Source organism: Kitasatospora herbaricolor, assembly GCF_030813695.1.
GTDB lineage: Bacteria > Actinomycetota > Actinomycetes > Streptomycetales > Streptomycetaceae > Kitasatospora > Kitasatospora herbaricolor.
The window spans coordinates 5508425-5528044 of the sequence record NZ_JAUSVA010000002.1; the positions used below are offsets into that span (position 1 = coordinate 5508425).

General features: G+C 72.6%; 20 protein-coding genes. 8 read left to right on the plus strand and 12 right to left on the minus strand.

The genetic code is table 11. The features are described 5' to 3' along the window. The first annotated feature begins 63 nt into the window (after positions 1 to 63). Both J2S46_RS24465 and J2S46_RS24470 read left to right on the plus strand, forming a co-directional pair. Positions 64 to 999 carry a helix-turn-helix domain-containing protein gene (locus J2S46_RS24465; RefSeq protein WP_191291175.1) on the plus strand — a complete coding sequence of 312 codons (936 nt, stop codon included), beginning with the start codon at positions 64 to 66 and terminating at the stop codon, positions 997 to 999. Between the two features lie 47 nt (positions 1000 to 1046). Beyond that, positions 1047 to 1532, plus strand: a complete 486-nt coding sequence (locus J2S46_RS24470; RefSeq protein ID WP_191291176.1) for a DUF1203 domain-containing protein — start codon at positions 1047 to 1049, stop codon at positions 1530 to 1532. A 51-nt stretch (positions 1533 to 1583) separates the two neighbouring features. Here J2S46_RS24470 and J2S46_RS24475 read toward each other — a convergent pair whose 3' ends face one another. Both J2S46_RS24475 and msrA read right to left on the minus strand, forming a co-directional pair. Then, on the minus strand, positions 1584 to 1946 hold the full coding sequence (locus J2S46_RS24475; RefSeq protein ID WP_191291177.1) for a cupin domain-containing protein: 363 nt from the start codon (positions 1944 to 1946) through the stop codon (positions 1584 to 1586). Positions 1947 to 2252: 306 nt separating this feature from the next. Beyond that, on the minus strand, positions 2253 to 2918 hold the full coding sequence (gene msrA / locus J2S46_RS24480) for a peptide-methionine (S)-S-oxide reductase MsrA (protein ID WP_191291178.1): 666 nt from the start codon (positions 2916 to 2918) through the stop codon (positions 2253 to 2255). A 188-nt stretch (positions 2919 to 3106) separates the two neighbouring features. Between msrA and J2S46_RS24485 the strand changes: the two genes are divergently transcribed. Next, on the plus strand, positions 3107 to 4264 hold the full coding sequence (locus J2S46_RS24485) for a cystathionine gamma-synthase (RefSeq protein ID WP_191291179.1): 1158 nt from the start codon (positions 3107 to 3109) through the stop codon (positions 4262 to 4264). 95 nt (positions 4265 to 4359) lie between these two features. Here the strand turns inward: J2S46_RS24485 and J2S46_RS24490 are convergent, their stop codons facing one another. After that, positions 4360 to 4851, minus strand: coding sequence for a MarR family winged helix-turn-helix transcriptional regulator (locus tag J2S46_RS24490; protein ID WP_191291180.1), 492 nt, complete (start codon positions 4849 to 4851; stop codon positions 4360 to 4362). Positions 4852 to 5065: 214 nt separating this feature from the next. Between J2S46_RS24490 and ilvA the strand changes: the two genes are divergently transcribed. The 3 genes from ilvA (at position 5066) to J2S46_RS24505 (ending at position 8525) form a co-directional block, all read left to right on the plus strand. Beyond that, positions 5066 to 6277, plus strand: coding sequence for a threonine ammonia-lyase (gene ilvA / locus J2S46_RS24495; protein ID WP_191291181.1), 1212 nt, complete (start codon positions 5066 to 5068; stop codon positions 6275 to 6277). A 354-nt stretch (positions 6278 to 6631) separates the two neighbouring features. Continuing rightward, positions 6632 to 7666: an ATP-binding cassette domain-containing protein gene (locus J2S46_RS24500; protein ID WP_191291182.1), complete on the plus strand. Its 1035-nt coding sequence runs from the start codon at positions 6632 to 6634 to the stop codon at positions 7664 to 7666. A 1-nt stretch (position 7667) separates the two neighbouring features. Then, complete coding sequence (locus tag J2S46_RS24505) at positions 7668 to 8525, plus strand: ABC transporter permease (protein WP_191291183.1); 858 nt, start codon at positions 7668 to 7670, stop codon at positions 8523 to 8525. A gap of 103 nt (positions 8526 to 8628) precedes the next feature. Here J2S46_RS24505 and greA read toward each other — a convergent pair whose 3' ends face one another. Beyond that, positions 8629 to 9123, minus strand: a complete 495-nt coding sequence (gene greA, locus J2S46_RS24510; RefSeq protein ID WP_190210622.1) for a transcription elongation factor GreA — start codon at positions 9121 to 9123, stop codon at positions 8629 to 8631. Positions 9124 to 9472: 349 nt separating this feature from the next. Further along, positions 9473 to 9886, minus strand: coding sequence for a DUF4307 domain-containing protein (locus J2S46_RS24515; RefSeq protein WP_191291184.1), 414 nt, complete (start codon positions 9884 to 9886; stop codon positions 9473 to 9475). A 226-nt stretch (positions 9887 to 10112) separates the two neighbouring features. Here J2S46_RS24515 and mca point away from each other — a divergent pair, with 226 nt between their 5' ends. Both mca and J2S46_RS24525 read left to right on the plus strand, forming a co-directional pair. Continuing rightward, positions 10113 to 11009, plus strand: coding sequence for a mycothiol conjugate amidase Mca (gene mca / locus J2S46_RS24520; protein WP_191291185.1), 897 nt, complete (start codon positions 10113 to 10115; stop codon positions 11007 to 11009). Positions 11010 to 11075: 66 nt separating this feature from the next. Next, positions 11076 to 11267 (plus strand): hypothetical protein, encoded by a 192-nt coding sequence (locus tag J2S46_RS24525; protein ID WP_191291186.1) that lies wholly within the window; start codon positions 11076 to 11078, stop codon positions 11265 to 11267. Positions 11268 to 11416: 149 nt separating this feature from the next. On the opposite strand, the gene J2S46_RS24530 is transcribed toward J2S46_RS24525, so the two are convergent. The 7 genes from J2S46_RS24530 to J2S46_RS24560 all read right to left on the minus strand — a co-directional run bounded on the left by J2S46_RS24530 (position 11417) and on the right by J2S46_RS24560 (position 19532). Next, on the minus strand, positions 11417 to 12343 hold the full coding sequence (locus J2S46_RS24530) for a tyrosinase family protein (RefSeq protein WP_229912882.1): 927 nt from the start codon (positions 12341 to 12343) through the stop codon (positions 11417 to 11419). A gap of 26 nt (positions 12344 to 12369) precedes the next feature. Beyond that, positions 12370 to 12765: a tyrosinase family oxidase copper chaperone gene (locus J2S46_RS24535; RefSeq protein ID WP_229912883.1), complete on the minus strand. Its 396-nt coding sequence runs from the start codon at positions 12763 to 12765 to the stop codon at positions 12370 to 12372. 49 nt (positions 12766 to 12814) lie between these two features. Next, a complete protein-coding gene (locus J2S46_RS24540) occupies positions 12815 to 14206 on the minus strand; it encodes an aldehyde dehydrogenase family protein (RefSeq protein ID WP_191291189.1) in 1392 nt (463 codons plus the stop codon). Further along, positions 14206 to 15255, minus strand: a complete 1050-nt coding sequence (locus J2S46_RS24545) for a class I adenylate-forming enzyme family protein (RefSeq protein ID WP_229912884.1) — start codon at positions 15253 to 15255, stop codon at positions 14206 to 14208. The genes J2S46_RS24540 and J2S46_RS24545 overlap by 1 nt, the downstream gene beginning before the upstream one ends. Before the next feature lie 200 nt (positions 15256 to 15455). After that, complete coding sequence (locus J2S46_RS24550; RefSeq protein WP_229912885.1) at positions 15456 to 16847, minus strand: MFS transporter; 1392 nt, start codon at positions 16845 to 16847, stop codon at positions 15456 to 15458. Then, complete coding sequence (locus tag J2S46_RS24555; protein ID WP_229912886.1) at positions 16844 to 18274, minus strand: FAD-binding oxidoreductase; 1431 nt, start codon at positions 18272 to 18274, stop codon at positions 16844 to 16846. Before J2S46_RS24555 ends, J2S46_RS24550 begins: the two co-directional genes overlap by 4 nt. A gap of 286 nt (positions 18275 to 18560) precedes the next feature. Next, positions 18561 to 19532 carry an AfsR/SARP family transcriptional regulator gene (locus J2S46_RS24560; protein ID WP_191291190.1) on the minus strand — a complete coding sequence of 324 codons (972 nt, stop codon included), beginning with the start codon at positions 19530 to 19532 and terminating at the stop codon, positions 18561 to 18563. Positions 19533 to 19620 lie beyond the last annotated feature (88 nt).

Sequence of the window (19620 nt, forward strand, 5' to 3'; positions counted from 1 at the left end):
TCCCGGGGCCGTTCCCGCCCCAGACTTGAGTCTCCAGCGACTGGAAGGCCCAAGGTGGCGGACATGGACGGCGACACCCTGCACACCATCGGCGAACTGGCCGCCCTGACCGGGCTGCCGGTCAGGACCATCCGGTTCTGGTCCGACGAGGGCGTGGTGCCGCCGACCGACCGCACACCCGCCGGCTACCGGCTCTACGACCACGACGCGCGCGCCCGGCTGGACCTCGTCCGGACCTTGCGCGACCTCGGTGTCGATCTCGCCACCGTCCAGCGCCTGCTGGCCCGCGAGACCACCGTCGCCGAGGTCGCCGCCGTGCACCTGGAGGCCCTGGACGCACAGATCCGCACCCTGCGGCTGCGCCGGGCCGTCCTGCGAGCGGTGGCCGGACGCGGGTCCAGTCCAGAGGAGTTGGAACTCATGAACAAGATCGCCAAGCTCTCCGACCGCGAGCGCCGCCGACTGGTCCAGGACTTCGTCGAGCAGGCCTTCGACGGGCTCGACGCGGGCCCCGAATTCCTCGCCAAGATGCGCGCCACCCTGCCGGAGCTCCCCGAGGACCCCACCGCCGAGCAGGCCGACGCCTGGCTCGAACTCGGGGAACTCGTCCAGGACGCGGACTTCCGCGCCGCCGTCCGGCGGATGGCCGCCTACCAGGCCCGGGAGCGCGCGGAGGGGGCCCGCACCGGCACCGACGAGGACGGGAGGCTCGTCATGACCGTGCTGGCGCGGACCACCGAGGCCCGGGAGGCAGGCATCGCGCCCGGCTCCGCCGCCGCCCGGCCGGTCGTCGACGAGCTGGCGGCGGCCTTCGCCGACCTGTTCGCCCGCACCGACGGGCCGCGGTTCCGGACCTGGCTGCTGGAGCGGCTGGAGACCGGCAACGACCCGCGCACCGAGCGGTACTGGCATCTGATCGCGATCATCAACGGCAATCCCGTCCCGCCCGGCCTCGGCCCCGCCTTCGACTGGCTGATCGCCGGCCTGCGAGCGCGATGACCGGATCCCGCCGGTGGGCCGGGCCCGGATCGCGCAGGCTGGCAGGCATGACAACGACGACTGCCCTGCGGGTCGGGCCGATCGATCCGGTGGTGCTCGCGCAGCTGCGCGCCCGCGACGACGCGGGGCGCCCGCCCGTCCTCTCGGTGGACGAGGACGGCGGCGCCCCGCTGCGCTGCTGCCTCACCCGGGCCAGGCCCGGTGAGCGGATCGCCCTGCTCGGCTACGCGCCGCTCCGGCGCTGGGCGCAGGAGACCGGGGCCGAACCGGGCCCCTACGACGAGGTCGGCCCGGTCTTCGTCCACGCCGAGGCCTGCCCCGGCGCGGGCCCCGCCTGGCCGGCGGGCTTCCACGGCTCCGAGCGGGTGCTGCGCGCCTACGACCGCCGGGGCCACATCCTGGGCGGCACGGTCGTCACCCCCGACACCGCCGAAGGTGCGGCCCGGGAGCTGCTGGCCGACCCCGAGGTCGCGCTGGTGCACGTGCGGGCGCTGGAGTTCGGCTGCTTCCTGCACGAGGTCCGGCGGGGCTGAGCCGGCCCTGCCCCGCACCAGGCCCGGCGGTGCGACGTGGCGGGGGCGGACTCAGCGTTTGGCGTAGTCTGCGAACCCCTGCCAGTCGAGCACGACGCAGGCCTCGTCCCCGAGCACCCAGGCGTCATGGCCGGGCGGGCAGATCATGACGTCGCCGGGGCCGAACTCGGCCTCCTCGCCGTCGTCCATGACGATCTTCATGCGGCCGGAGACGACGTACCCCATGTGCGAGGCCTGACAGGTGTCCGTCCCGGCGAGCGGCTTGATGTGCTGGGTCCACCGCCACCCGGGCTCGAAGACCCCGCGCCCCACCGCGCCGGCTTCGAGGTTGACCAGGGCCACGTGCCCCATACCCCCGTCGAAGGGACGGACCTCCTCGGGTGAGTCCAGGCTCATACGGATCAGACCGGACATGGCTGCTCCTCTGCCGAGGGCGGGTGACCGCGTCCGTCCGGCGGTCTCCGGGACCGCCCTGCTGGTCATCTCAGTCTGCGCCCCCTCGCGGGGGCTGTCACCGCGGCCCGGCCGGCTGGCGGTGGATCCCCGAGCGCGGCGAGACCGGACACCGCGTGGACGACCTCGCCCGCGGTCCGGTCGGTCGGGTCCCGGGGCCGCCCGGTGAAGCCGTACCGGGCGACGCCGTCACGCGGCATCGCCCGGTACGCCCCTGGCCCTCGGGCCGGACGGCCCGGCGGCCGGACCGTCCGGCGACCGGACGGTTCAGCCGTCCGTGCGGGCCACCCCGATGGGGCAGCTCGCGCCCGTGCCGCCCAGGCCGCAGTAGCCGTTCGGGTTCTTGGCGTCCGAGAGGTACTGCTGGTGGTACGGCTCCGCCGGGTAGAACGGGCCCGCCGGGGCGATCTCGGTGGTGATCGGGCCCAGGCCGATCGCGGACAGGGCCGGCTGGAAGGCGTCCCTGGTGGCGTCGGCGGCGGCCGCCTGGGCGGGGGAGTGGGTGTAGACGGCGGAGCGGTACTGGGTGCCCACGTCGTTGCCCTGACGGTTGCCCTGGGTCGGGTCGTGGGCCTCCCAGAAGGTCTTCAGCAGCGTCTCGTAGGGGAGGACGGCGGGGTCGTAGACCACCCGGACGGCCTCGGTGTGGCCCGTCCGCCCGCTGCACACCTCCTCGTACGTCGGGTTCTCGGTGTGGCCGCCCTGGTAGCCGACCAGGGTCGTCCAGACGCCGGGCAGCTTCCAGAAGGTGCGCTCGGCGCCCCAGAAGCAGCCCAGGCCGAAGTCGGCGACCTCCAGACCGGCCGGGTACGGGCCGGTGAGCGGGTTGCCGAGGACGGTGTGCGGCTGGGTGAGGGTGAACGGCGCGGCCGCCCGGCCGGGCAGCGCCTGCTCGGCGGAGACGAGCTCGGTCTTGTGGCGGTTGAACAGCACGGCCTGCTCCAGCTGTCGAGGGACGGGTTGCAGTGCTTGCAACGCTCGGCCGGCGCGGCGGATTCCGGCCGTCCTCGCGGGCGGTCCGCCGTGCGGCCGCCGCGGAGCGGGGCGGTCCGGTACCGGGGGTCGCGCCGGGCTCCCGCTCCGACCGGACTTCGCACCATTCGCCCACTACCCTCGGTGCTATGACCGAGCACCAGCTTCCCCACGGCTTCGAGACCCTCGCCATCCACGCGGGTCAGGAAGCAGATCCCCAGACCGGGGCCGTCGTCACGCCGATCTACCAGGTGTCCACCTACAAGCAGGACGGGGTGGGCGGCCTCCGGGGCGGGTACGAGTACAGCCGATCCGCCAACCCGACCCGCACCGCGCTGGAGGAGTGCCTCGCCGCGCTGGAGGGGGGCAGCCGAGGGCTGGCCTTCGCCTCCGGCCTCGCCGCCGAGGACACCCTGCTGCGCACCGTCCTCAAGCCGGGCGACCACATCGTCATCCCGAACGACGCCTACGGCGGCACCTTCCGGCTGTTCGCCAAGGTGCTGACCCGCTGGGGCGTCGAGTTCTCGGTGGCCAACACCCAGGACCTGTCGACCGTCCGGGACGCGCTGCGCCCGAACACCCGCGCGGTCTGGGTGGAGACCCCGTCCAACCCGCTGCTGGGCATCACCGACCTCGCGGCGCTCGCCGAGATCGCGCACGGCGCGGGCGCGCTGCTGGTCGTGGACAACACCTTCGCCAGCCCGTACCTGCAGCAGCCGATCGCGCTCGGCGCGGACGTCGTGGTGCACTCGACGACCAAGTACATGGGCGGCCACTCGGACGTGGTCGGCGGCGCGCTGGTGGCGGCCGAGGCCGGGCTGGGCGAGGAGATCGCCTACCACCAGAACGCGATGGGCGCGGTGGCCGGACCGTTCGACTCCTGGCTGGTGCTGCGGGGCATCAAGACCCTCGGGGTCCGGATGGACCGGCACAGCTCCAACGCGGAGCGGATCGCCGAGCTGCTGACCCGGCACCCGAAGGTCAGCCACGTGCTGTACCCGGGCCTGGCCGAGCACCCGGGCCACGACATCGCCGCCAAGCAGATGAAGGCCTTCGGCGGCATGGTCTCGTTCCGGCTCAAGGACGGCGAGCAGGCGGCGGTCGACGTCTGCAACCGCGCGCAGCTGTTCACCCTCGGCGAGTCGCTGGGCGGGGTCGAGTCGCTGATCGAGCACCCGGGCCGGATGACCCACGCCTCGGTGGCCGGCTCGGCCCTGGAGGTGCCCTCGGACCTGGTCCGGGTCTCGGTCGGCATCGAGTCGATCGACGACCTGCTGGCCGACCTCCAGCAGGCGCTCGGCCGCTAGGCCGCCCCCGGTGGGGCCGGCCGCCGGCCCCACCCGGTCGGGGGCCCGCCCCACCCGGTCGGGACCCCGGCCCCGCCCGCTCCGGCGGGCGGCGCTCACGGCCCGGCCGGGAAGGCCTCCGCTCCGGCCGCGTACGACTCCAGGCTGCCGTTGAAGCGGGCCAGCAGGGCGCAGAACGCCCGCTGCTCCTCGGCTGGCCAGCCGTCCAGCAGACGGCGGATCAACTCCTCGCGGCCCGACCTGACTTCGGCCAGCCGATCGGCGCCGAGCGGGGTCAGCGCGAGCCGTACGGCCCGTCGGTCGGCCGGGTCCCGTACCCGGCCGACCAGGGCGGCCCCGACCAGCGGGGCGACCTGTCTGGTGACCGTCGACGAGTCGATGCCCAGGCAGTCGGCCAGGGTCTTGATGTTGGCGGGCCCGTGCCGCTCCAGGCGGTCGAGCAGCAGATAGGCGGCGCGGTCCAGCGCCCCGACCCCGTCGGAGGTCCGGACCTGTTCCAGTCGGCGGGCGAAGACCGCCACCTGGTACTGCAGTTGGGTGTGCACGGGGTCGGTACGGGGGGTGGCCCTGGGCGAGGTCGTCGTCATCGCGGCTCACGATCGGTGTGCGGTGAGGGAGGCTCGGCCGGCCGGCGCGCGGTGGGCTGGCTCAGACGCGCTGCGGGTGCGGCGCGGACGCCGCTCCTCCGTCCGCCCACCTGGCGCCGGTCGGTCTCGGGACCAGCAGCGTACGCGGGCGGACCCGCGCCGGGAACCGTGCGTGCGTCCCCGGCGGCGGCCCGCGCGGCCGTACGCTGGCGGCATGCAGAGCTGGCCGATCACCATCGACGACGTCCGCGGCGCCCAGAAGATGCTCGCCGGGGTCGCCCGGGTCACCACGATGGAGGGCAGCCGGTACCTCTCCGGGCTGGTCGGCGCCCCGGTCCGGCTGAAGTGCGAGAACCTGCAGCGCACCGGGTCGTTCAAGCTGCGCGGCGCCTACGTCCGGATCGCCGGGCTCTCGCCGGTCGAGCGTGCGGGCGGGGTGGTGGCGGCGAGCGCCGGCAACCACGCGCAGGGGGTGGCGCTGGCGGCCTCGCTGCTGGGGGTCCGCTCGACGGTGTTCATGCCGGTGGCGGCCCCGCTGCCGAAGGTCGCGGCGACCCGTGACTACGGCGCCGAGGTCCGGCTGCACGGCGCGAACGTGGACGAGGCGCTGCAGGCCGCGCAGCGGTACGCCGACACCACCGGTGCGGTCTTCATCCACCCCTTCGACCACTGGGACGTGATCACCGGCCAGGCCACCGTGGGGCTGGAGATCCTGGAGCAGTGCCCCGAGGTGCGGACCATCCTGGTCGGGGTGGGCGGCGGCGGCCTGCTGGCCGGGATCGCGGCGGCGGTCAAGCCGCTGCGGCCGGACGTCCGGGTGATCGGCGTCCAGGCGGCGGGCGCGGCCGCCTACCCGCCCTCGCTGGCGGCGGGGCGCCCGATGTCGCTGGAGCACGTGGCCACGATGGCCGACGGGATCATGGTCGGCCGCCCGGGGGACATCCCCTTCGAGGTGATCAACACCTTGGCGGACGGCATCCGCACGGTCTCCGAGGACTCGCTCTCCCGGGCCCTGCTGCTGAGCCTGGAGCGGCTGAAGCTGGTGGTGGAGCCGGCCGGGGCCAGCCCGGTCGCGGCGCTGCTGGAGCGGCCGGACTCCTTCGAGGGGCCGGTGGTGGCGGTGCTGTCCGGCGGGAACATCGACCCGCAGCTGATGCAGCGGGTGCTGCGGCACGGGCTGGCGGTGGCCGGCCGCTACCTGTCGCTGCGGGTCCGGCTGACCGACCGGCCCGGCTCGCTGGCGGACCTGCTGGGGGTGCTCACCCGGGTGGACGCCAACGTCCTGGACGTGGCCCATGTGCGGATCGACCCGCGGCTGGGGCTGACCGAGGTGGAGGTGGACCTGCACCTGGAGACCAAGGGCCCCGAGCACTGCGACCTGGTGGTGAGCGAGCTGCGGGACGCGGGGTACGTCGTCTCGCACTGACGGCGGGCCGGGCCGCCGGGCCGGCCCCTCGGCTGCCGTCCACGTGTCGGACACCCGGTTGTCAGTGGTGCCTGTCAGGATGGCGGGGCCCTGAACCTTGACGCGATATATCGCAAGCTGCCATTCTCGCGATGTATCGCGTTTCCGCCCGATCGCATGTGCGAGCGCATGCATGAAGGCGGGGTGGCTCGGGTAGCCCTATGTGGGCACAAAATGGGGCAAATGCTCCCAGGTGTGGAGAATCCCGCGTCCCCCGCGAACAGCACCGGCTCGACAGCACTGAACAGCACGCCTGAACAGCACGCCTGAGAAGCACCGCCCACCGCATCCAGTCAGAGGAGATGAAGCAGGCCCATGGCGCCAGCCATCCAAGCCGAGAACCTGGTGAAGACCTTCGGTGACGTACGAGCCCTGGACGGCGTCAGCCTCGACGTCCCCGAGGGCACGGTGCTCGGACTGCTCGGCCCGAACGGCGCCGGCAAGACCACCACCGTCCGGGTCCTCACCACCCTGCTCCGCCCCGACTCCGGCCACGCCGTGGTCGCCGGGGTCGACGTGCTCAAGCACCCCAACAAGGTCCGCAGCCTGATCGGGCTCTCCGGCCAGTACGCCGCCGTCGACGAGTACCTGACGGGCCGTGAGAACCTCCAGATGGTGGGCGAGCTCTACCAGATGAGCGTCCGGGACGCGAAGGCCCGCGCCCTGGAGCTGCTGGAGTGGTTCAACCTCACCGACGCCGCCGACCGCACCGCCAAGACCTACTCCGGTGGCATGCGCCGCCGGCTCGACCTCGCGGCCGCGCTGGTCGTCCGCCCGCCGGTGATGTTCCTGGACGAGCCCACCACCGGGCTGGACCCGCGCAACCGCCTCGCCCTCTGGGAGGTCATCGAGACCCTGGTCGAGCAGGGCACCACGCTGCTGCTCACCACCCAGTACCTGGAGGAGGCCGACCGCCTCGCCCACGACATCGCGGTGGTCGACCACGGCAAGGTGATCGCCCGGGGCACCGCCGACCAGCTCAAGGCGCAGATCGGCGGCGAGCGCGTCGAGGTCGTCGTGCACCGGCGCGACCAGGTGAGCGAGGCCCTGGAGGCCCTCACCCCGTACGCCAAGGGCGACCCGGCGGTGGAGAAGAACACCCGCCGGATCACCGTCCCGGTCAGCGGCGGCGCCAAGGTGCTGGCCGACGTGATCCGCGAGCTGGACACCCGCTCGATCGAGATCGACGACATCGGCCTGCGCAGGCCGACGCTGGACGACGTCTTCCTCTCCCTCACCGGCCACGCCACCACGGCGGAGGACGCCGAGAACGGCGGCGCGGGCGGCGGGGCGGACACCGGCCGGCCCGGCCGGGACAAGCAGGCCGTCGCGGCCGGGAAGGACGCCTGAGATGACGACGGTCACCGAACACGCCATCGGCGGCGCCGTTCCCAAGCAGCGGCACGGCCTGGCCGCCACCCTGCACGACTCCTGGGTGGTCGCCAAGCGCAACCTGCGCCGGATGACCCGCATCCCGGAGATCGTGGTCTTCGGCCTGATGCAGCCGGTGATGTTCGTGCTGCTGTTCTCGTTCGTGATGGGCGGGGCGATCCAGATCCCCGGCGCCGAGGCCAGCTCGGACACGTACACCCAGTTCCTGATGGCCGGCATCTTCGCCCAGACCGTGACCTTCGCGGTGGCCGGCGCCTCGGCGGGCATCGCGGAGGACATGACCAAGGGCCTGGTGGACCGGTTCCGGTCGCTGCCGATGGCCCGCTCGGCCGTCCTGGTCGGCCGGACCCTCGCGGACCTCGTCCAGACGGCCTTCACGCTGCTGGTGCTGGCCCTGGTGGCGTTCGGGGTCGGCTGGCGCATCCACGAGGGCTTCCCGAAGGCGCTCGGCGCGTTCGCGCTGCTGCTCCTGCTCGGCTACGCGTTCTCCTGGATCGGCGCGCTGATCGGCCTGTCGGTGCGCAGCCCGGAGGCGGCCACCTCGGCCGGCCTGATCTGGCTGTTCCCGCTGACCTTCATCTCGAACGCGTTCGTGCCGATCAGCAGCATGCCGGGCTGGCTCCAGCCGATCGCGTACTGGAACCCGTTCAGCGCGACCGTGCAGGCCTGCCGCGACCTGTTCGGCAACCAGGTCGGGCCGGTGGACGACGTCTGGCCGATGCAGCACGCGACGCTGGTCTCGATCATCTGGTCGCTGATCATCATGGCCGTCTTCTCCTGGCTGTCCGTGCGCAAGTACCGTTCCGCGGTCGGCTGACCGGCCGCACCGCACCCGACGCGCCGAGGGCGGCCGTGGAGTCCTCTCCACGGCCGCCCTCGGCGGTTGCGCACGCGATCCGGGCCCGTCGGGCCCGGGGGTGTCAGCCGGTGTACGGCTTGACCTCCACGATCCGGACCGAGGCCTTCTTGCCGTTGGGCAGCTCGTAGGTGGCGTCGTCGCCGACCTTCCGGCCGTCGATGGCGCGGCCGAGCGGGGACTGCGGCGAGTAGATGTCCAGGTCGCCGGCGGCCTCGCGGGAGCCGAGCAGGAAGACCATGGTGTCGTCCGGGTCGCCGTCGAAGGCCACCGTGACGACCATGCCGGGGGCCACCACACCGGTGTCGGTGGGGGCCTCGCCGACCTTGGCGCGCTCCAGGAGCTGGGTGAGCTGGCGCACGCGCAGTTCGCCCTTGCCCTGCTCCTCCTTGGCGGCGTGGTAGCCGGCGTTCTCCTTGAGGTCACCCTCTTCGCGCGCCGCCTCGATCTTCTGGGCGATCTCGACGCGCCAGGGGCCGGTCAGGTGCTCCAGCTCGGCCTTGAGCTGGTCATAGCCGGACTGAGTGAGCCAGGTCACGTTTTCGCTGGTCTGGGTCACGGGTGCTCCTCGTAGGTACTGGGCGGTGCCGCGGGACAGGGCCGTCGGCACGGGTGGTGGTGGTGATATCGGTCTTAACTACAAAGCAACGCCCACTCCCGTACCATCCGGCGCGGAAGGGGCGAAACCACGAGCCTAACAATTTCCGTCACCTGGCGGGAGGGGCATTGACGCGCTGTTGACCACAAGGTTGCGCGAAGGTGACCGGGACTGGTGGACGGATTCCCGCTCCCCCGATCGAATATGCGCCCGATCGGGTGAGATTCAAAGAGGCCCGGGCGGCAGGGCCGGAAGAGCGGGCGGCCGGGCCGGTCCGGGGCCGCAGGAGGAGCGCGGCGGCCCGCGGGGCCTACTTGGCCGGGGTGCAGCCCAGCAGCTGGGCGGTGGTCCCCCGGGCGGTGGTCCGCAGGGTCAGGACGGCGTCGTAGTCGCTGCCGGCCGCCGGCACCGGGAAGTCGCTCTGGCCGACCACGGTGCCGTCCGCGGCCTGCGAGCGGACCGTGCACGCCCCGGCGGTGCCGTTGCTCTTGCTCACCTGCAGATGGATCTGCATCTCGGAGTCCGAGACGGCCTGGAAGGTCGGCACCAGGCCGTTCATGGCCGTCTCGCGCAGCAGGTACGAGGCGCCGAACCAGCCGACCAGCCCCAGCAGCACCACGCCGCAGACGGCGCCGACCGCCTTCAGCCTGCGGTCCGCCTCGCGGTCGCCGGTACGGCCGTAGCGGCCCGCGGGCGGCTGCCCAGTGGTGGTGCCGACGCTCATGCTGGCTCAGTCCTCTCGTGGGAGGGGCCCGCCGGGGTGGTGCCGGGAATGTAAGGCTCCTCCAGTCCGTCACTATAGGAGGGGCACGCCCGCGGCCGGTCCGGCGGGGGCGGGGGGCCCGTCGTGCCGGCACCTGTCGGCGGTGGGTCCCGCGACGGCGCGGCCCCGGAAACTGCGCGGCCCGGACGGTGGGCGGCCCAGATTATTGGTGGAAGGAAACCAGGCGTTGACTGAGCAGTTGCGACTGATGGCGGTGCACGCCCACCCGGACGACGAGTCCAGCAAGGGTGCCGCCTCCATGGCCATGTACGTCGAGCAAGGGGTCGACGTGCTCGTGGCCACCTGCACCGGCGGTGAGCGCGGGTCGGTCCTCAACCCCAAGCTCCAGGGGGACCCGTTCGTCGAGGAGAACATCCACGAGGTGCGCCGCAAGGAGATGGACGCGGCACGCGAGATCCTCGGGGTGAAGCAGGCCTGGCTGGGCTTCGTCGACTCGGGCCTGCCCGAGGGCGACCCGCTGCCGCCGCTGCCCGAGGGCTGCTTCGCGTTGAAGGACGTGGCCGAGGCGGCCGAGCCGCTGGTGCGGCTGATCCGTGAGTTCAAGCCGCAGGTGATCACCACCTACGACGAGAACGGCGGCTACCCGCACCCCGACCACATCATGACCCACAAGATCACCATGCTGGCCTTCGACGCCGCCGGGGACCCGGACGCCTACCCGGAGTCGGGCGAGCCCTGGCAGCCGCTGAAGCTCTACTACAACCACGGCTTCCCGATGGGCCGGATCCGGGCGCTGCACGCCTACCTCACCGAGCACGGCCACGAGTCGCCTTACGGCGAGTGGATCGCGGGCTGGGAGAAGAGCGGCCGCAAGGAGCGCGAGATCACCACCCGGGTGGAGTGCGGGGACTGGTTCGAGACCCGGGACCGCGCGCTGATCGCCCACGCCACCCAGATCGACCCGGACGGGCCGTGGTTCCGCGTCCCGCTGGACGTCCAGCGCGAGGTCTGGTCGACCGAGGACTACGAGCTGTCCCGCTCGCTGATCGACACCGACCTGCCCGAGGACGACCTCTTCGCCGGTCTGCGCACCCGCAGCCTGGCCGCCGAGCCGGGCAACTGACCGGCCGGCTCCGACACGCACCACCCCGGTGGCCCGGCCCCGAGCGGGCCGGGTCACCATGGAGAGATGAGCAACCCCGTGAACCTCACCGACCTGGCCACCGGGCTCGCCCTGGACGAGACCAAGGTGACCCCCGGCCTGCTGGGCTTCGTGGTCTTCGCCGCGCTCGCGGTCGCCACCTGGTTCCTGGTGAAGTCGATGAACAAGCAGTTCAAGCGCGTGAACTTCGTCGAGGAGCCGGACGCCACCGAGGAGTGACCCGCGCGCCGGGCCGGTGCCCGGGGCCGTGCCGGCCCGCGCGCGGCGCGTGCGCGCACGGGTGCGGGGCGGGACCTGGTCGGTCCCGCCCCGCACGCCCGTGACCGGGCCGCCGCGCCCCGGGTGCGGGCGGGGCGGAGCGCTCGGGCTCAGTCGCAGTCGTCGTCGTACTGGTAGAACCGACGGTGGTCGGTCAGGTCACCCGGGGTGAGGGTGTTCCACGGCGGGAGCTTGGTGTGCACGTCCGGCACGTCCTGGGTGGGCTCCAGCGGCAGGTAGTGCGGGACGTCCGGGTGCTGCCGCTGCCAGACCGACCAGAGCTTGTCGATGAAGCAGTGGTGCAGGAAGAACACCGGGTCGTTGGGCGAGCCGATGTACATCATGTGGCCGCCGACCCAGACGTGACCGGCGCCGTGCAGCTTGCCGAAGGCCGGCTCCCAGGGGAACTTGGCGTACCCCTCCAGGTGGTTGCGGAAGCTGGCGAACGGCGTCTCGCGGCCCGAGGTGTGGTTCCACGGGAACGAGTCGTAGACCGGGAGGTCCAGGGTGTCCTGGAGCTCCTTGGGGGTCGGCAGGTTCGGGGTGAGCGTGCCGAAGTCCCGGACCAGGTAGTCGCGGTCGTCCGTGGTGTAGTGGCCGTTCACCGGCGCGGGCTCCGAACCGTCGGACACCACACTGATGTTGATCTTCCACCCGTTGTCCCGGGCGAACGGGCCGGTCATCACCCGGTTGTCGCCGGGCCGGCCGTTGCCGCCCATGAACTCCTCGTCCCACAGCGGGGAGTCGGCGCCCTGGTCGGTGGTCCAGTCCCAGTACGGCAGGGTGACCCGGGGGTCGACCTTCTGCAGCTCCCGCTCGAAGTTCATCAGGTACTGGCGGTGCCAGGGGAACAGGCCCGGGTTCACGTGCCCGATCCGCTTGCCGCCCAGCTTCGCCAGGTAGTCGTCGGAGTTGACCTGGATGTGCAGCTGCACGAACTGGTCGAATATGCCCCGGCGCTTGATCTCCAGCACCGCGTTGACGAACCGGCGCTTCTCCGCGCGGCTCATGTGAAGGTGGTTCTTGCGTACGCCCACGCGTCGCTTCTCCTGCTCGTGACCGCTCATGCGGCGTGGTGGTGGTCGGTGGAGCCGGAGTCCTTGGCGGCCAGCAGCTGCGCGCCGCGCAGCTCGTCGACCGCGCGGCGGGCCGCGACCAGCGGCGAGGCCTCCAGGCCGTAGTGGCAGAGCGAGCTCATGTACGCGTTCTCGCCCAGCTTCATCACATGCAGCGGCCGGTCGTCGATGAACACCGGGGTGTGCTCGCCGCTCGCGGCGGCCACCCGTATCGTCCGGCCCTTGTACGTCTCGACATGGTCCGCCGGGCCGGCCGCGGCGACGGGGCCGGAGCCCTCGGCCGCGGCCCGCGCTCCGACGCCGGTGCCGTTGAACGCCACCACGCCGCTGGCGGCGGCCGCGGCCACGCCCACCGTGGCTTTCACCATGTCACGTCGATTCATCCCCACAACGCCTTCCTCGGTCCGTTGCTCGGTTGCCTGACGCCAGGAATCATGTCGACGCGAGGTGTCGCCCGGCTTTCGAATCGATATCGCCGCTCACGACGCCCTTCGGCTCCAGCAGGAACTGCGTGTAGTTGTCGTCGTGCGGGATCCCGGGCACGGCCGTCCAGGGCAGCACGGTGCCCCGGGTGACCTTGCGGACGGTCGGCTCCAGCAGGGCCCGCTCGGCGAGGTCCTCCCGCTCGGTCAGCAGGTTGAGCACCAGCGACTCGCGCAGCGGCGCGGTGCCGTCCGCCTCGGTCCAGGGTGCCACCACGATGAAGGGGAAGGGCAGTTCGGTGCCGACGGCCGGGTGGCCGGCCCGGTCCGCGGAGAGCACCAGCGGCCGGGGGAGCAGCGAGCCGTTCTCCAGCCGGACGAAGGGCTCGTGCGCGTCGTGGCGGGCCGAGTGGTCGGTCAGCTCGGTGCGCAGTTCGGCGGTCTGGCGGCGGATCTGCTCGGCGCGGTGGGCGTCCAGCACCAGCAGCGAGGCGTCCGGGTGGTCGGCGGGCAGCACCGGCAGGGTGCTCAGCCGCCGGGCGAGCCGGTCGGCGACCTCGGCCACCGGCCGGGTGGTGAGCACCGCGGAGAGGTTGGTGCAGCGGGTGCCGCCGTCGAAGGAGGCGGAGGTGACCAGGTGGTCCAGCAGCGCGTCGTCGAGGTCGGCGTCCAGGAAGGCCTTGGTGCTGCCGGGTCCGCGCACCGCGATGCTGTCGTCGCCCTGCCAGGTCTCGACGGCCTGCCGGCCGCCGTAGATGATCCCCCGGTCGGCCTTGCGCAGCAGGAACTCCCCGACCTCGCGGGAGCTGGGCAGGAACGCCAGCCGGTCGGCCGGCAGGCCGGCCCGCAGCAGCGCCGCGACCAGCCGGCGCGGGGTGAACGGGTCGCGGCTGCCGGGCCGCACCAGCACGCTGTAGCCGTGGTAGACCGCTTGCACCCAGGTGGCGTTGGGCACCGGGTGGTTGCTGGCCATCACCCCGGCGAAGACCCGGCCGCGGGGCACCCAGCGGGTGCGGAAGCCGGAGCCGAAGTCGGTCACCGGCAGTTCCGCCGCGGTGGTCGCGGGCAGTGCGACGATCTCCTTGACGAGGTCCTCGACCGCGAGCCGGACGGTGGCCGCGGTCAGCCCGGTGCTCAGCGTGACGCGGTTGACGTAGTCGTCGATGCTCTCCCCGTCGAGGTCGGCGCTCGCGAACAGCCGGGCCGCCTCGACGAGCAGTTCGGCGCCGGGCGGGACGCCGTCGGCGTTGCGGCGCAGTTCGTTCAGCGCGGCCTGGGCGAGCAGCCGGGGGGCCTGGCCGATGTCGGCGAGCGGCTCGCCGGTCACGCCCAGCAGCGTGGAGCGGTCGCTGCTCGGCACGGGCCGGCCGCCGGTCACCGGGTCGATGCGGACCACGCTCATCAGTACACCCCTTCGATGACGGCCACATCGTCGATGGTGCCGAAGGTCTGGACGTCGGCCAGGCCGTCCGGCCCGCCCGGGGAGGTCGGTGCGATCCGGACGGCGCTGTCGCGCTCCAGGATGTTCGGCAGGAACATCTCCTCGGCGACGAGGTGCAGCCGGACCCGGCCGCGCTCGCCGTAGCCGACCTCCTTGCCCTGCTCGTCGACCAGCTCCAGCCGGGTGGTCTCCGGGAACGCCTCGAAGACGCAGGGGTACTCGTCGCCGGCCAGCCGCTCGCGCTGTGGCGCCACCCCCATCAGGCTGTTGCCGTAGATGCCGGCCACGGCGGTGCCGGGGAAGAACACCTCCTCGACCAGGCGCAGGCTCTCGGCGCTGATCGAGGTGCCGGCCCAGATGATCCCCCGGACCTTGGCCAGCACCAGCTCGTACAGCTCCTCGCGGGCGCAGATCGCCTCCAGCAGCGGGGGCGTGGTGCTCAGGACGGCCACGTCCTGGCTGCGGAGAATCGTCTCCGCCTGGTCGAGCAGGTGCTGGATGTACTCCTCGGCCTGCTCCGGCCGGCCGCTGCCGAGCAGCCGCTTGACCCACCGCGGGTCCAGGTCGACGGTGTAGAAGATGCCGTTCCCGAGCGCCGCGTAGCGCGACACGTCGAAGCCGATGACGTGCGGGCCGCTCGGGCCCAGGTGCAGCCAGTTGCCGGTGGCGGGCACGCCCTGGGCGACCAGCCGGCCGTGCGCCCACTCCAGCAGCCGCGAACGGTAGCCGCTGTCCACGATGCGCTTCGGGGCGCCGGTGGTGCCGCCCGAGTCGTACACCCGGAAGGGCTGGTCCGCCAGGCCCTGCGGGATCAGGTCCCCGGCCGGGACGCTGCGCAGCTCGGAGCTGATGTCGGGGAACCGCAGCAGATCGGTCGCACCCTGCACGTCGCTGACCGGGTCGAAGCCGAGGGTGGCCCGTTTCCCGAGCCAGAACGGCGATCCGGTGGCATCGCCGAAGTGCCAGGCCATCAGTTTCCGCAGGTGGCTGTCAAAGTCGTCTGAGCTCATCGGTGAACCACTCTCTCGACGCGCGGGACAGGTGTTCTCCCATGCTTTGTGCTCCGCCTATCGGGCGGTTATCACCTGGGTATCGGGAGTGCGCCGACCGGATACGGACATGCCGGTGCCGGAGACCGCACGGGCGGTCTCCGGCACCGGGGAGCGGGATGGACGAGTTGTGGTTCCGGTACGAACTGGATGCCGGCGGGTCAGGCCTGCTTGGCCTGCGCGGCGCTGCCGTTGAGCGTCAGCGCGATCAGCGCGGCCACCAGCGGCAGCGCGGCCACCAGTCCCAGCGCACTGGTCAGCGTCATCGACTTGGACAGCGCACCGGCCGCGGCCGAACCGACCGCGCCGCCGACGAAGAAGGTCAGGTTCAGCAGGCCCATCGCCCCGCCGCGCTGCGCGGGAGGGATCCGGGCCGACATCAGGCCCGTCGTCACCACCTGGGTCACGGCGAAGGCGGCGAAGCCCAGCGAGGCGCCGGCCACCAGCAGGATCGCCCCGCCGCCGTAGATCCCGGCGGCCGCCAGCAGTACGGCCGAGGCCGCCGCGGCGCCGGCCAGCAGCCGGCTGCCGCCGTTGCCGGAGATCCGGCCGGCGGCCCGGGAGAGCACCGCGCCGATCACCGCGCCGGGGAGCAGCGCGAAGCCGACCGTGAGCACGCTCCAGCCGTAGGACTTCACCAGCACCTGCGGCACGGCGTACATGGCGGCGAACAGGCCGCCGTACACGCCCACGCCGACGGCGGCGGACAGCAGGAACAGCCGGTCGCCGGCCAGCGACTTCGGGACGAAGCCGGTCGGCAGGCTGCGCACCCGCACGGCGAGCGCGCCCGCGCCCAGGATCACCAGCAGGGCGGTGACCAGCACCACCGGGGTGGAGAGCGACAGGGCGGGGGACTGGATCAGCACCAGCAGCGCCGCCGAGGTGAGGGTGAGCAGTACGGCGCCGGTGATGTCGACCGGCTTGCGCGAGCCGGGCCGGGTGGCCAGGCGCAGGCAGAACGGGACGGCGAGCAGCGACAGCACCGGCAGCACGACCGTCAGCCGCCAGCTCAGCCACTGGGTGATGATGCCGCCCATCAGCGTCGCGCTGGCGGAGAAGGCGGCCATCGTCCCGCCGAAGCCGGCCAGCACCTTGGGCCGGCTCGCCGGGTCGCCGGAGGCGGCGAGGGTCAGCGCGCCGGAGGTCATCGCCCCGGATCCGGCGGCCAGGACGAAGCGGCCGGCCACCAGGGTGCCGAGGTTGGTCGAGGAGACGCAGATCCCGGTACCCAGCAGCAGCACCACCGAGCCGGCGAGCAGCGTGGTGCGGACCCCGAGGGCGTCGCCGAGGCGGCCGAACAGGGCGGTGCCGATGCCGAGGGCGAGGGCGTGGATGGTCAGGACCCAGGCGGTGGCGGCCGGGGTGGTGTGGAGTGCGGCGGTGACCTTGGGGAGGGCCACGCCGGCCGCGGTGACGCCGAAGACGGCGGGGCCGAAGAGGGCGCCCAGGCGTAGTCCGGTGGAACGGGCGCTGATGGCGGGGGCCGCGGGAGCGGGGAGAGTGATGGGAGTGGCAGCTGCGGACTGCTGCTGCACGGCTGGGTCAGTGGTCACTGGGAGAGCCCTTCGCTGGGCACGATGTTGTGGTTGAAACGGAAAAGGTTCTGCGGGTCGTACACGGCCTTGATGTCCGCCAGCCGGCGGTACGTCTCGGCGTCGTAGCAGGCACGCACCTGGTCGGGGCCGGTGGTGGCCGGGCCGCCCAGGAAGTTGAGGTAGCGGCCGCCGGTGCCCCAGGGGGTCAGGCCCTCCAGCACCTCGCTGCCGGCGACCTCGGCGGCCGCCGGGTCCCCGGGTATGGCGGGGGTCAGGGTGGACAGGGTGAAGGCGCCGTCCCGGTTGCCGACCGCGTTGGGCACCGCCGGGGGGCGGCCGAGCGCGCCGCCGAGGTGGCGCAGTTCCACCATCAGCTCGCCGCAGCCGGAGCCGGGGCCGGCCAGGGCCAGCAGCCGGGTCACCGCCTGGTGGTCCAGCTCCCGCAGGACGATCGAGCGCTCGTGGTACGGCAGCGGGTGGGTCGGGTCCTGGTGGATCTCCTGGACGGCGGTGTACGGCATGTCGCCGACGGTGTCGAGGACGGGCAGCGCGACCGTGCGCAGCGGCCGGATCAGCTGCTCGCCGTCGGCGGCGGAACCCTGGAAGGCGATCCGGACGTGCACCACCAGCCGGCCCCGCAGCAGCGCCGGCACCACCGGCAGGTCGGGGAGCCGCAGCAGGGCCACCGAGGAGGTCATCTCCTCCGGCAGGTCCCTGGTCCAGGCCCGCCAGGTGTGCAGGACGTCGCTGGTGTCCTCGCCGTCGTAGAACAGGCCGCCGCCGTACAGCCGGGTGACCGGGACGAGCTCGAACTCCATCGCGGTGACGACCCCGAAGTTGCCCTTGCCGCCGCGCAACGCCCAGAACAACGCGGCGTTCTGATCCTGCGTCACCATCCGCAGCTCGCCGTCGGCGGTGACGATCTCCAGCCGGGTCACGTGGTCCGCGGCGTAGCCGTACCGGCGGGCGAGCAGGCCGAGGCCGCCGCCGAGGGTGTAGCCGACCGCGCCGACCAGGTGCGAGGAGCCGTTGAGCGGGGCCAGGCCGTGGGCGGCCGCCGACCGGATGACCTTGTGCCACGGGGTGCCGGCCTCCACCCGGGCGAGCCGCGCGATCGGGTCGACCGCCACGCCGTTCATCCGCCGGACGGAGATCAGCAGTCCGCCGTCGGCCGGCGCGCTGATGCCGTGCCCGGTCGACTGGACGGTCACCGGCAGGCCGTGCAGGCCCGCGATGCGGACCGCCGCCTGCACGTCCGCCGCTCCCTCGGCGACGACGACCAGGGCCGGGCGGTGGGCGGCGACGAGGTTGAACCCCGCACACTCGGTGGCGAAGCCCTCGTCACCCGGCGACAGCACCGCGCCGCGTACGGCATGGGCCAGTTCCTGTGCCACCCCGGCCGGCGCGGAGCGGAATTCGACCTGGCCTTCCTGTGCAATCCCCACAGTTCTTCCCCTTCGAGCGATGTGCTGTACCTTCCACCTGGATTCTTCGCTCCGGGGGAGGCACAACCCATCCCTTGAATGGGGGGAGTCGGCGGGGGGTGGATCCCTCAACTGGGGGGGTGGGGCGGGCCGGTCCGTGGATTCGGAGGCGGGCGCGGCTGTGGGGGCCCACTCGGCAGCGGGGTCCGCCGGCGCTCCGGTGCGGTGTCGCACTCCGCCGCCGCCCGGGCCGCGGGCCGGCGCCGGGACCGGCCCGCGGGCCGTCCGGCGCCGGAGTCGGGCGGGCTCAGGCCTGGGTTTCCCAGAACTTCGCCCAGAGTGAGATCGCCCGCTTGAACACGGCGTGCTCGGCGCGGAGTTGTGCGTGCTCGCGCTCCAGCCGCTCCAGCCGGTCCTCGGTCCTGCGGTGCTCGGAAATGGAGAGCGGATTGTGCACGGAGGAGGACGAGATCTTGTCCCGGGCCGGGGGCAGCCGCAGGTTGAGGAGCTGGGTGGGCTCGGGCCCGGCCGGCCCGGGGGTGTCACTGTTCAGAATGGAGTACTGCAACTCCCGCAGGCTTTCCCCGGGTTCGATCCCCATCTCCTCGGAGAGCTTGCGCCGGGTGCTGCGGAACAGTTCGAGCGCCTCGACCTTCCGGCCGGAGCGGAAGAGGGCCAGCATGAGCTGACCGCACATCTTCTCCCGGAAGGGATGCTCGGCGACGTGGCCGGAGAGTTCCCCGACGATCTGCCGGTGTCTGTTGAGCTTGAGCTCCAGGTCGTAGCAGTCCTCCAGGGCGGACAGCCGTTCCTCGTGGAATTTGGTCGCCAGTGATTCCACCAGCCGGCTGTCGAGCCCCGACCCGATCGGGCCGCGCCACAGGCCGATGGCCTTGCGCAGGAGTTCGACCGCCTCGGTGGTGTTTCCGGCGGCCCGTCCGCGGAAGGTGAGTTCGCCGAACTCGCCCAGGTCCAGGGCGCCGTTCGGGACCTTGATGATGTAGCCGGACGCCCTGGTCTCGATGACGGCACCCGGATGCCGGTCGGCGAAGAGCCGCCGCAGCCCCGAGACACAGATCCGGACCTGGTTCTTGGCGGAGGCCGGCGGTGCGTCGTTCCAGATCGCGTCGACCAGGCGTTCGATCGGGACCACGTGGTTCGCCTCCAGCAGCAGGATGGTGAGCAGCGCCTGTTGCCGCGCTCCTCCCAGCCGGATCGGCTGCCCGGAGAACTCCACCGCGAGTGGTCCGAGTATTCGGAAACGGAAGCCGTCCGACATGCGCTCTCCCCCATCGATGCGATGCACAGTCATGATCGAAATGACGCCACCTGCTTGCCGCGCCTTGCCGTCAGCCACTCACGGATCC

What these genes read in the sequence shown, in the direction of transcription:
- J2S46_RS24465 (WP_191291175.1), top strand. Translation starts at nt 64, where the DNA reads ATGGACGGCGACACCCTGCACACCATCGGCGAACTGGCCGCCCTGACC.
- J2S46_RS24470 (WP_191291176.1), top strand. Translation starts at nt 1,047, where the DNA reads ATGACAACGACGACTGCCCTGCGGGTCGGGCCGATCGATCCGGTGGTG.
- J2S46_RS24475 (WP_191291177.1), bottom strand. Translation starts at nt 1,946, where the DNA reads ATGTCCGGTCTGATCCGTATGAGCCTGGACTCACCCGAGGAGGTCCGT.
- J2S46_RS24485 (WP_191291179.1), top strand. Translation starts at nt 3,107, where the DNA reads ATGACCGAGCACCAGCTTCCCCACGGCTTCGAGACCCTCGCCATCCAC.
- J2S46_RS24490 (WP_191291180.1), bottom strand. Translation starts at nt 4,851, where the DNA reads ATGACGACGACCTCGCCCAGGGCCACCCCCCGTACCGACCCCGTGCAC.
- ilvA (WP_191291181.1), top strand. Translation starts at nt 5,066, where the DNA reads ATGCAGAGCTGGCCGATCACCATCGACGACGTCCGCGGCGCCCAGAAG.
- J2S46_RS24500 (WP_191291182.1), top strand. Translation starts at nt 6,632, where the DNA reads ATGGCGCCAGCCATCCAAGCCGAGAACCTGGTGAAGACCTTCGGTGAC.
- J2S46_RS24505 (WP_191291183.1), top strand. Translation starts at nt 7,668, where the DNA reads ATGACGACGGTCACCGAACACGCCATCGGCGGCGCCGTTCCCAAGCAG.
- J2S46_RS24515 (WP_191291184.1), bottom strand. Translation starts at nt 9,886, where the DNA reads ATGAGCGTCGGCACCACCACTGGGCAGCCGCCCGCGGGCCGCTACGGC.
- J2S46_RS24525 (WP_191291186.1), top strand. Translation starts at nt 11,076, where the DNA reads ATGAGCAACCCCGTGAACCTCACCGACCTGGCCACCGGGCTCGCCCTG.
- J2S46_RS24535 (WP_229912883.1), bottom strand. Translation starts at nt 12,765, where the DNA reads ATGAATCGACGTGACATGGTGAAAGCCACGGTGGGCGTGGCCGCGGCC.
- J2S46_RS24540 (WP_191291189.1), bottom strand. Translation starts at nt 14,206, where the DNA reads ATGAGCGTGGTCCGCATCGACCCGGTGACCGGCGGCCGGCCCGTGCCG.
- J2S46_RS24545 (WP_229912884.1), bottom strand. Translation starts at nt 15,255, where the DNA reads ATGAGCTCAGACGACTTTGACAGCCACCTGCGGAAACTGATGGCCTGG.
- J2S46_RS24560 (WP_191291190.1), bottom strand. Translation starts at nt 19,532, where the DNA reads ATGTCGGACGGCTTCCGTTTCCGAATACTCGGACCACTCGCGGTGGAG.